The organism is Streptosporangium sp. G12 (assembly GCF_052983175.1).
The window spans coordinates 1-11,414 of record NZ_JBRIQO010000066.1; the positions used below are offsets into that span (position 1 = coordinate 1).

The following is an 11,414-nucleotide window of genomic DNA, read 5'->3' on the forward strand; positions in this document are numbered from 1 at the left end:
GCCGAGACCGGGATGACCCAGCCGGCGCTGTTCGCCTTCGAGGTCGCCCTCTACCGCCTGCTGGCCTCGCTGGGGGTGACCCCGGACGTGCTGGTGGGTCACTCGGTGGGGGAGATCGCCGCCGCTCATGTGGCGGGGGTGCTGTCGCTGCCTGATGCGTGTGCTCTTGTCACGGCGCGGGCGCGGTTGATGCAGGCGCTGCCGGAGGGTGGGGCGATGCTGGCCATCGCCGCTCCTGAGGCGGAGGTCCTTCCGCTGCTGGAGGGCCGCGAGGATGTGAGCATCGCGGCGGTGAACGGCCCGGCCTCGGTGGTGATCTCCGGTGACGAGAGTGCGGTGGAGGAGATCGCCGCTCTGGTGAGTGCCCGCACTCGCAGGCTGCGGGTGTCGCATGCCTTCCACTCGCCGTTGATGGAGCCGATGCTCGCCGAGTTCGAGCAGGTCGTCTCCGCTCTGACCTTCAGCGAGCCGATCATTCCTGTCGTCTCCAACGTGACGGGCCGGCCTGCGGAGCCGGGGCTGTTGACCGACCCGGCGTACTGGGTGCGGCATGTGCGGGAGGCGGTGCGGTTCGCCGACGGGGTGGCCGCCTGCCAGGCGAGTGTGTTCGTGGAGGTCGGCCCGGACACCACCCTGACCGCCCTGGCCCAGCAGAGCGTGCAGGACGGTGTGTTCGTCGCGACCGCTCGCAAGAACCGGGACGAGGTCCGGGCACTGGTCGAGGCACTGGGCCGCCTGCACACCCACGGCGTGACCGTCGACTGGAAGGCGATCCTCACCCCGGCACGACAGATCGACCTGCCGACGTATGCCTTCCAGCACCAGCGCTACTGGTTGGAATCAGGCAGATCCGGCAGCGATGTGGCAGCGGCCGGGCTCAGCGCCATTGACCACCCGATACTCAGCGCCACCGTCCCGGCCCCCGACGGCGACAGCCTCACACTCACCGGGCGGCTCTCCCTCACCACGCTGCCCTGGCTCGCCGACCACGCGGTCAACGGCACGGCCATCCTTCCCGGCACGGGCTTCCTCGAGATAGCGCTGCGTGCCGCGGCCGAGACCGAGGACTGCGAGACGGTCTCCGAGCTGGCCCTGCAGGCCCCCCTCGTCCTCACGCACGACCATCCCGTCCAGCTTCAGGTGGTCATCGACGCCCCCGACGGCAGCGGTCAGCGCGGCCTGGCCCTGTACTCCAGGCCCGAAGGCACGACCACCTGGCAGCGGCACGCCCAGGGAACGCTCGGCACCGCCGCCGCCGTACCCGGCTTCGACCTGGCGCAGTGGCCACCGCCGGGCGCGCAACCCATCGATATCGACGACCTCTACGACAACCTGGCCGTCACAGGCCTGGAGTACGGCAGTGCCTTCCAGGGCCTGGTGAGCGCCTGGCAGCGGGACGGCGCCGTCTACGCCGAGATCGTCCTGCCCGACCAGGTGCAGGCCGGCGCGGAGCGGTTCGGGTTCCACCCCGCCCTCCTCGACGCGGTACTGCACTCCATCACGCTCGGCGATCTCCTGCCGCCCAGCGAGCCCGGACACCCGTTCCTGCCCTTCGCCTGGTCCGGCGTCTCGGCGCACGGGGCGGGCGGGACCGTGGCGCGGGTACGGACCACCGCCAAGGGGCCGGGTGAGCTCTCGCTGAGCGTCGCCGACCACACCGGCGCGCCGGTCCTCACGGTGGACTCCCTGGTGGTCAGGCCCGTGGCGACAGAGCTGTCTCCGGAGCGCACGCCGTACGTGCTGGACTGGGTGAGCGTACGAGCCGGTGGGACGGAGCCCGGACGGGTGGTGGAACTCCGCGATCTTTCCTCCTTGGAGGAGGGCATCGGCGCGGAGCAGGTCCTCATGCGCGTCCCGGCAGGTGTGGGCCGCGAGCGGACGTACGAGGTGCTGGCGCTCGTCCAGGAATGGCTCGCCGACGAGCGGCTGGCGCAGTCGCAGCTGGTGGTGGTGACCAGCGGCGCGGTCAGCGCGGCCGAGGGAGAGGTACCCGATCTGTCCACCGCCCCGGTCTGGGGGCTCATCCGATCCGTCCAGTCCGAGCACGCCGGGCGGTTCGTCCTCCTGGACACCGACGGCCACCCCGACTCGGAAGCCGGGCTGCTTCGCGCCTGCGCTTCCGGTGAGCCGCAGCTGGCCCTGAGGGCCGGCGCGGTCCGCGTGCCGCGGATCGTACCGCTGGCCAACGCGCCGGTGATCGAGCGCTCCTCCGAACCCCCGGCGGGCACGGTACTGCTGACCGGCGGCACCGGCGAGCTCGCCACCCTGGCCGCGCGCCGGCTCGTCACCGAGCACGGGGTCCGGCACCTGCTGCTGGCCGGTCGCCGCGGCCCGGCGGCGCCCGGAGCCGACGATCTGCTGGCCGAGCTCACGTCGCTCGGCGCGCAGGTCACGATCGCCGCCTGCGACGTGGCCGATCGGGCCGAGCTCGCCGCCCTGCTGGCGGCCGTTCCCGACGACCGGCCGCTGACCGGTGTCATCCATCTGGCAGGGGTCGTCGACGACGGCGCCGTGACGTCGCTGACCCCGGAGCGGATCGACCGGGTCTTCGCGCCGAAGGCGGACGCGGCCTGGTACCTGCACGAGCTCACCGGCGAGCTCGACCTGTCGTTCTTCGTGATGTACTCCTCCATCGCCGGCATCGTCGGCAGCGCGGGCCAGGCGAACTACGCCGCGGCCAATACCTACCTGGACGCGCTGGCCTCGTACCGCCGTGCGCAGGGACTGCCCGCCCTCTCCCTGGCCTGGGGGCTGTGGGAGACCGACAACGGCATGGCGGGCGCGCTCAGCCAGGCCGACGTGGCCCGGCTCGGCAGGATCGGGCTCGCACCGCTCCCGGCGGCGCAGGGCATGGCCCTGCTGGACACGGCGCTCACGCTCGACAGGGAAGTGCAGATTCCCGCCCGCCTCGACACCGCGGCACTGCGCCGCCAGGACGAGATCCCCGCGGTCTTCCGGGCGCTGGTCAAGTCTCAGGCGCGGCGCGCCGCGACGGCCAGGCCCGTGCGGGCGGGAGCCGACAAGGCGGCGCTGCTCTCGCTCATCAGGACGAACATCGCGCTCGTGCTCGGGCACACCGACGCCGACGCCGTGGACGCCGAGGCGGCCTTCAAGGACCTCGGTTTCGACTCGCTGAGCTCCGTCGAGTTGCGCAACAGGCTCAACGCCGCCACCGGGTTGCGGCTGCCCGCGACCCTGCTGTTCAACTTCCCCACCACGGACGCGCTCGCCGAGCACCTGCACGAGCAGCTCACCGGTGCCTCGCGCACCGACCAGGTGAGCGCCCACACCGGTCCGGCGGACGAGCCCATCGCGATCGTCGGCATGGCCTGCCGCTATCCCGGCGGCGTGGTCTCTCCCGACGACCTCTGGCGACTTCTCGTCCGGGCCGACGACGCGATCACCACCTTCCCCGACAACCGTGGCTGGGACCTGGAGCGGCTCTACGATCCCGATCCCGCCCACGCCGGTACGAGCTACGCGCGCGAAGGCGGCTTCCTCCACGATGCCGACCAGTTCGACACCGCCCTGTTCGGCATCTCGCCGCGTGAGGCCACCGCGATGGACCCGCAGCAGCGGTTGCTGCTGGAGACCTCGTGGGAGGCGATCGAACGGGCGGGGATCAGCCCGAAGGCGATGCGCGGCAGCCGGACGGGCGTCTTCGCCGGGGTGATGTACCACGACTACGGCGGCCGCCTGCCGCACGCGCCCGAGGGCTTCGAGGGTTTCGTCCTCAACGGCAGCGCGGGCAGCATCGCCTCGGGCCGGGTCGCCTACACGTTCGGGCTGGAGGGCCCCGCGGTCACGGTGGACACGGCGTGCTCGTCGTCGCTGGTGGCGCTCCACCTGGCCGCGCAGTCCCTGCGTTCGGGGGAGTGCGATCTGGCGCTGGCCGGCGGTGTGACCGTCATGGCCACGCCCAGCGTCTTCATCGAGTTCTCCCGGCAGCGCGGGCTCGCGGTGGACGGTCGGTGCAAGGCGTTCTCCGCGTCGGCGGACGGTACCGGCTGGGGCGAGGGCGTCGGCATGCTGCTCGTCGAGCGGCTCTCGGACGCGCGGCGCAACGGTCACCACATCCTCGCCGTCATGCGCGGCAGCGCGATCAACCAGGACGGTGCGAGCAACGGCCTGACCGCGCCGAACGGTCCTTCGCAGGAGCGGGTGATCCGGCAGGCGCTGGCGAACGCCGGTCTGTCGACCGCGGATGTCGATGTGGTCGAGGCGCACGGCACGGGAACGGTGCTGGGTGACCCGATCGAGGCCCAGGCCATCCTGGCCACGTACGGCCAGGACCGGCCCGAGGACCGGCCGCTGTGGCTGGGGTCGCTGAAGTCGAACATCGGTCACACCCAGGCCGCCGCCGGTGTCGGCGGTGTGATCAAGATGGTGATGGCGATGCGGCACGGGACACTGCCCCGGACGCTGCACGCCGAGGAGCCGTCGCCGCACGTGGACTGGACGGCCGGCGCCGTCGAGCTGCTGACCGAGGCCCGCTCGTGGGATATCGAGGACCGCCCGCGCCGTGCGGGCGTGTCGTCCTTCGGCGTCAGCGGCACCAACGCACACGTGATCATCGAGCAGAGCCCGGCCGCCACCGCCCCCGTCGAGCGGAGCCCGGATGCCACCGCACCGGTCGACGGTGCCGAACTGCCCGTCGTTCCGTGGCTGATCTCCGCCAACGACGGCGAAGCTCTCCGGGCGCAGGCCGCCCGGCTCGCGGACTGGGCCTCACAGGACGACGTCTCGCCGACCACCGTCGGCAAGGCGCTGGTCTCGGCCCGTGCGCTGCTGGAGCAGCGTGCGGTGGTGGTCGGCGCCGACCAGGTCGAGCTGGTGGCGGGCCTGCGTGCCCTGGCCGACGGTACGACGCCGGGTGCCGCGGCCGGTGGCGGCGGGTTGGCGATGTTGTTCGCCGGTCAGGGCAGCCAGCGGGTGGGGATGGGCCGTGAGCTCGCGGCGGCGTTCCCGGTGTTCGCCGAAGCCTTGGACGAGGTTTGTGCGTTGTTGCCGGGGTCGGTGCGTGAGGCGATGTTCTCGGGCCCGGACGAGGTGTTGGCCGAGACCGGGATGACCCAGCCGGCGCTGTTCGCCTTCGAGGTCGCCCTCTACCGCCTGCTGGCCTCGCTGGGGGTGACCCCGGACGTGCTGGTGGGTCACTCGGTGGGGGAGATCGCCGCCGCTCATGTGGCGGGCGTGCTGTCGCTGCCCGACGCCTGCACTCTCGTTTCCGCGAGGGCCCGGCTGATGCAGGCGTTGCCGCAGGGTGGGGCGATGCTGGCCATCGCCGCTCCTGAGGCGGAGGTCCTTCCTCTGCTGGAGGGCCGCCAGGACGTCGGCATCGCGGCGGTGAACGGCCCGGCCTCGGTGGTGATCTCCGGTGACGAGAGTGCGGTGGAGGAGATCGCCGCCCTGGTGAGCGTCCGGACGCGCAGGTTGCGGGTCTCACACGCCTTCCACTCGCCGTTGATGGAGCCGATGCTCGCCGAGTTCGAGCAGATCGTCTCCGCTCTGACCTTCAGCGAGCCGGCCATCCCTGTCGTCTCCAACGTGACGGGCCGGCCCGCCGAGCCTGGCCTGCTGACCGACCCGGCGTACTGGGTGCGGCATGTGCGGGAGGCGGTGCGCTTCGCCGACGGGGTGGCCGCCTGCCAGGCGAACGTGTTCGTGGAGGTAGGCCCGGATGGGGTGCTGACCGGCCTGGCCCAGCAGAGCGTGCAGGACGGTGTGTTCGTCGCGACCGCTCGCAAGGACCGGGACGAGGTCCGGGCACTGGTCGAGGCACTCGGCCGACTCCACACCCACGGCGTCATGGTCGACTGGGACACCTACTTCGCCTCGGTGCCCGCCAGGCACATCGAGCTGCCCACCTACGCCTTCCAGCGTCGTCGCTACTGGCTCGACGCCACCGCTGAGGTCGCCTCCGGTGGCGGCCTGGTGGCGGTGGACCATCCGTTGCTGACCGCTGTCGTCCCGGCTCCTGGTTCCGGCACGCTCACGCTCATCGGCCGTCTGTCCCTGTCCGCGCAGCCGTGGCTGGCCGACCACCTCGTGGACGGTCAGGTGGTCGTACCGGGCGCTGCGCAGGTCGAGCTCGCGATACGCGCCGGGGACGAGACCGGTTGCCCGGTGCTCGACGAGCTCACCCTCCAATCGCCCATGGTGCTGGCAGCGGGTGGCAGCCTCCAGCTCCAGGTCGTGGTCGCGGGTGCCGACGATTCCGGCCGTCGCCAGGTGACGATCCACTCGCGCGCCGGGGACGCCACGGACTGGCGGCAGAACGCCCAGGGCGTCCTCGCCCCGGCAGCCGCCGTCGCGCCCACCTTCGATCTCGCGCAGTGGCCGCCGCCCGGCGCCGAGGTCCTCGACGTCGACGGCGTCTATGCCGACCTCACCGCGATCGGCATGGAGTACGGCGAGACGTTCCAGTGCCTCCAGGCCGCCTGGCGGCAGGACGGCGCCGTCTACGCCGAGATCGCCCTGCCGGAGCAGTCCGGCGCCGATGCCCGGCGGTTCGGGCTGCACCCGGCACTGCTCGACGCCTCCCTGCACGCCATCCCCATGGCCGGATTCCTGCCCGAGGCGGAACCTGGCCGGCCGTACATCCCCTTCGCCTGGAACGACGTGACGTTGTACGCCGAGGGAGCGACCGCCCTGCGGGTTCGCATCACCCCGGCGGGCGGCACCGGCGTGTTCGGCCTGGCGGTGGCGGACACCGCGGGGACGGCCGTCGCGGAAGTCGGGTCGCTCATCCTCCGTCCTAGGTCCGCCGACCAGTCGGCGACGCGTAACAACTCCCTGTTCCAGCTGGACTGGGTGCAGGCCGGTCGTACCGGACAGACGGATCTTTCGTACGCGCTCCTCGACGTACCTTCGGACGACGCGCCCGTTCCCGAGGCGATCAGGCGCGCCACGAACGCGGTCCTCGCCGCCCTGCAGGCGGAATCGGGCGCCTCGCCGCTGGTCATCGTCACGCACGGTGCCGTGGTGGCGGTCGCGGATGAGGTGCCGGACCTGGCGCAGGCGGCGGTGTGGGGTCTGGTACGGGCGGCGCAGGCCGAACAGCCGGGCCGGTTCGTACTGCTGGACCTGGGCACCGAACCCTTCGACGAGGGCACGGTCGGTCGGGCGCTGGCCACGGGCGAACCGCAGGTGGCGGTGCGGGCCGGGCAGTTCCTGGTGCCGAGATTGAGCCGGGTGGCCGAGCGCGCGGTCGTGGAACCGGCACTCTCCGGCGATGCCGGTCCGGTGTTCGGTCCGGAGGGCACGGTGCTGGTCACCGGTGGCACCGGCGGGCTGGGCGCGCTCGTGGCCAGGCACCTGGTGACGGCCCACGGGGTGCGGCACCTGCTGCTGGCCAGCCGTCGTGGCGCCGAGGCGCCCGGAGCCGCCGAACTGGTGGCGGAGCTGACCGAGCTCGGTGCCTCCGTACGGGCGGCGGCCTGTGACGTCGGCGATCGAGAGGATCTGGCGCGGTTGGTCGCGTCGGTCCCGCTGGCCGGTGTCGTGCACACGGCAGGCGTGCTGGACGACGGGATCGTCGGCTCCCTCAACCCGGAGCGCTTCGACGCGGTCCTGCGGCCGAAGGCCGACGCGGCCTGGTATCTCCACGAGCTGACCCGGGAACTGGACCTGTCGGCGTTCGTGCTGTTCTCGTCGCTCTCCGGTGTGCTGGGCAGCGCGGGCCAGGGCAACTACGCCGCGGCCAACACCTTCCTGGACGCCCTCGCCGAGCAGCGCCGGGCGCAGGGACTGCCTGCCACGTCGCTGGCCTGGGGTCTGTGGGCCTCGGGCGGTATGGCAGGCGACCTGACCGAATCCGACCTGCACCGCCTCGAGCGCGGTGGCATCACGCCGCTGCCCGTCGACGACGGTCTGGCCCTGTTCGACATCGCGATCGACCACGAGCACGCCGTACTGGTCCCGGCCTCGCTGAACCTCCCGGCGCTGCAGGCCCAGGCCCACGCCGGCACCCTCCCCGTGGCCCTTCGCGGGCTGGTCCGCGTGCCCACCCGGCGTGCCAGTACGACCGCAACGGATCCGACCGACCTTCTCCGGCTGGTGCGTACCCAGGCGGCGATGGTCCTCGGCTTCTCCGACACGGAGGCGGTCGAGTCGGCCAAGCGCTTCCAGGAGCTCGGCTTCGACTCCCTCACCGCGGTCGAGTTCCGCAACCAGCTCAACGCGGCGACCGGCCTGCGGTTGCCGGCCACCCTCATCTTCGACTACCCGACCGCTGAGGCGGTGGCGGATTACCTGGCGGCGGAGCTGGCCGGTGGTCAGGTCTCGCAGGCGGTCGTGGCCGATGTCTCGGTGGCCGACGAGCCGATCGCGATCGTGGGCATGGCCTGCCGCTACCCCGGCGGCGTCTCCTCACCAGAGGGTCTGTGGGACCTGGTGTCGTCCGGCACGGACGCCATCGGCGACTTCCCGACCGATCGGGGCTGGGACCTGGCGAGGTTGTACGACCCGGACCCGGACAGCCGGGGCACTTCGTACTCCAGGCACGGCGGGTTCCTGTACGACGCCGCCGAGTTCGACCCCGGGTTCTTCGGGATCTCGCCGCGTGAGGCCCTCGCGATGGATCCGCAGCAGCGGTTGCTGCTGGAGGCGTCGTGGGAGGCGATCGAGCGGGCGGGGATGAATCCCGATCGGCTGCGCGGCAGCCGTACGGGTGTCTTCGCCGGGGTGATGTACCACGACTACGCGCCCCAGCTCTCTGACGCACCGGGCGAGCTGGAAGGCCTGATCGGCACCGGCAGCTCGGGCAGTGTCGCCTCGGGCCGGGTGTCGTACACCCTGGGCCTGGAGGGTCCCGCGGTCACGGTGGACACGGCGTGCTCGTCGTCGCTGGTCGCGCTGCACTGGGCGGCACAGTCGCTGCGCTCGGGCGAGTGTGACCTTGCCCTGGCGGGCGGCGTCACGGTGATGGCCACGCCGAGTACCTTCGTCGAGTTCTCCCGGCAGCGCGGCCTGTCGGTGGACGGGCGCTGCAAGGCGTTCTCCGCCGAGGCTGACGGCACCGGCTGGGGAGAAGGCATCGGCGTCCTGCTGGTCGAGCGGCTCTCGGACGCGCGGCGCAACGGTCACCAGATTCTCGCGGTGGTGCGGGGCAGCGCGGTCAACCAGGACGGCGCGAGCAACGGGCTGACGGCGCCGAACGGCCCGGCGCAGCAGAGGGTGATCCGCCAGGCCCTGGCGAACGCCGGTCTGTCGAGCGCGGATGTGGACGTGGTCGAGGCGCACGGCACCGGAACGGTGCTGGGTGACCCGATCGAGGCCCAGGCGTTGCTGGCCACGTACGGCCAGGACCGTCCGGAGGACCGGCCGCTGTGGCTGGGGTCCATCAAGTCGAACATCGGCCACGCCCAGGCCGCCGCCGGCGTGGCCGGTGTGATCAAGATGGTGATGGCGCTGCGCAACGGCGTCATGCCGCAGACCCTGCACGCCGAGGAGCCGTCCCCGTACGTGGACTGGACGGCGGGTGCGGTGGAACTGCTCACCGAGGCCCGCTCGTGGGATGTGGAGGACCGCCCGCGCCGGGCCGCGGTCTCCTCCTTCGGGATCAGCGGCACGAACGCACACGTGATCATCGAGCAGGGCCCGGCGGTGGAGCCGGAGCCCGCCGTAGTTGTCGAGCCGTCGGTGACGCCGTGGCTGCTGTCGGCCAAGACTTCTGAAGCGTTGCGGGGACAGGCGTCCCGGCTCGTGTCGTGGGTGGCGGAGCGGCCCGAGCTCGACGTGGCCGACATCGGCTGGACACTGGCGAGCGGTCGTGCGGTGCTGGAGCAGCGCGCGGTCGTGGTCGGTGCTGACCGGGCCGAGCTGGTGGCGGGTCTGCGTGCCCTGGCCGACGGTACGACGACTCTGGAAGCGACACGTGGTGGCGGGCTGGCGATGCTGTTCGCCGGTCAGGGCAGCCAGCGGGTCGGGATGGGCCGTGAGCTGGCCTCCGCCTTCCCGGTGTTCGCCGACGCTTTGGATGAGGTCTGTGCGCTGCTGCCCGGGTCGGTGCGTGAGGCGATGTTCTCCGGTCCGGAAGAGGTACTGGCCGAGACGGGGATGACCCAGCCGGCCCTGTTCGCCTTCGAGGTCGCCCTCTACCGTCTGCTCACCTCGCTGGGTGTGACCCCGGACGTTCTGGTGGGCCACTCGGTCGGCGAGATCGCCGCCGCCCACGTGGCAGGTGTGCTCTCACTCCCCGACGCGTGTGCCCTGGTCACAGCGCGTGCCCGGTTGATGCAGGCGCTCCCTGAAGGTGGGGCGATGCTGGCCGTCGCCGCCCCCGAAGCGGATGTCCTCCCCCTCCTGGAAGGCCGCCAGGACGTCGGTATCGCGGCGGTCAACGGCCCGCAGGCCGTGGTCGTCTCCGGCAGCGAGAGCGCGGTGGAGGAGATCGCGGGCCTGGTGAATGCCCGCACCCGACGCCTGCGCGTCTCGCACGCGTTCCACTCGCCGTTGATGGAGCCGATGCTGGCGGAGTTCGAGCAGATCGTCTCCGGGTTGACCTTCACCGAGCCGAGCATTTCCGTCATCTCCAACGTGACGGGCCGTCCCGCAGAGCCCGGCCTGCTGACCGACCCGACCTATTGGGTACGGCACGTGCGTGAAGCCGTGCGGTTCGCCGACGGGGTCACCGCCTGCCAGGCGAACGTGTTCGTCGAGATCGGCCCCGACACCACCCTGACCGCCCTGGCCCAGCAAAGCGTCGAGGACGGCGTGTTCGTCGCGACCGCCCGCAAGGACCGCGACGAGATCCGGGCACTGGTCGAGGCACTGGGCCGGCTCCACACCCACGGTGTGGGAGTCGACTGGACGGCGATTCTCGCCCCGGCGCGGCGGGTTGATCTGCCGACGTATGCCTTCCAGCGGGAGCGGTTCTGGATCGCGGTGCGTGGCGGGGTCGGGGAGATGAGTGCCGCCGGGCTGGGGGCGCTCGATCATCCGATGCTCAGCGCGGTGACGGAGGTCGCCAGTAGCGAGTCGACGATCTTCAGCGGTCGCCTGTCGGTCGCCGCGCAGCCGTGGTTGGCTGATCATGCGGTGAACGGGACGGTGTTGTTGCCGGGGACCGGTTTGCTGGAGTTGGTGTTGCGGGCCGGTGCCGAGGTGGGCTGGCCGTCGGTGCGAGAACTGACGTTGCAGGCTCCGCTGGTACTGCCCGCCGAGGGTGGAGTGCAGGTCCAGGTGGTCGTCGGCGCGCCGGAGGAGTCCGGCGGCAGGGCGGTCTCGATCCACTCACGCCCGGAAAACGACCCCACGGCGCCGTGGACAGGCCATGCCGAGGGCCTGGTGACCGCCGAGCTGCCGGTGGCGGCGTTCGAGCTGACGCAGTGGCCTCCGGTGGACGTGCGGCCGGTGGTGGTCGATGGTCTGTATGACGATCTGGCGGCGGTCGGTCTGGAGTACGGGCCTGT

The 11,414-nt window shown here is 71.9% G+C and carries 1 protein-coding gene; it reads left to right on the forward strand.

Annotation, left to right across the window (positions count from 1 at the left end):
• Positions 1–11,414: SDR family NAD(P)-dependent oxidoreductase (locus ACVCAG_RS45450; RefSeq protein ID WP_447191653.1), on the forward strand; the 11,414-nt coding region annotated here is incomplete at both ends.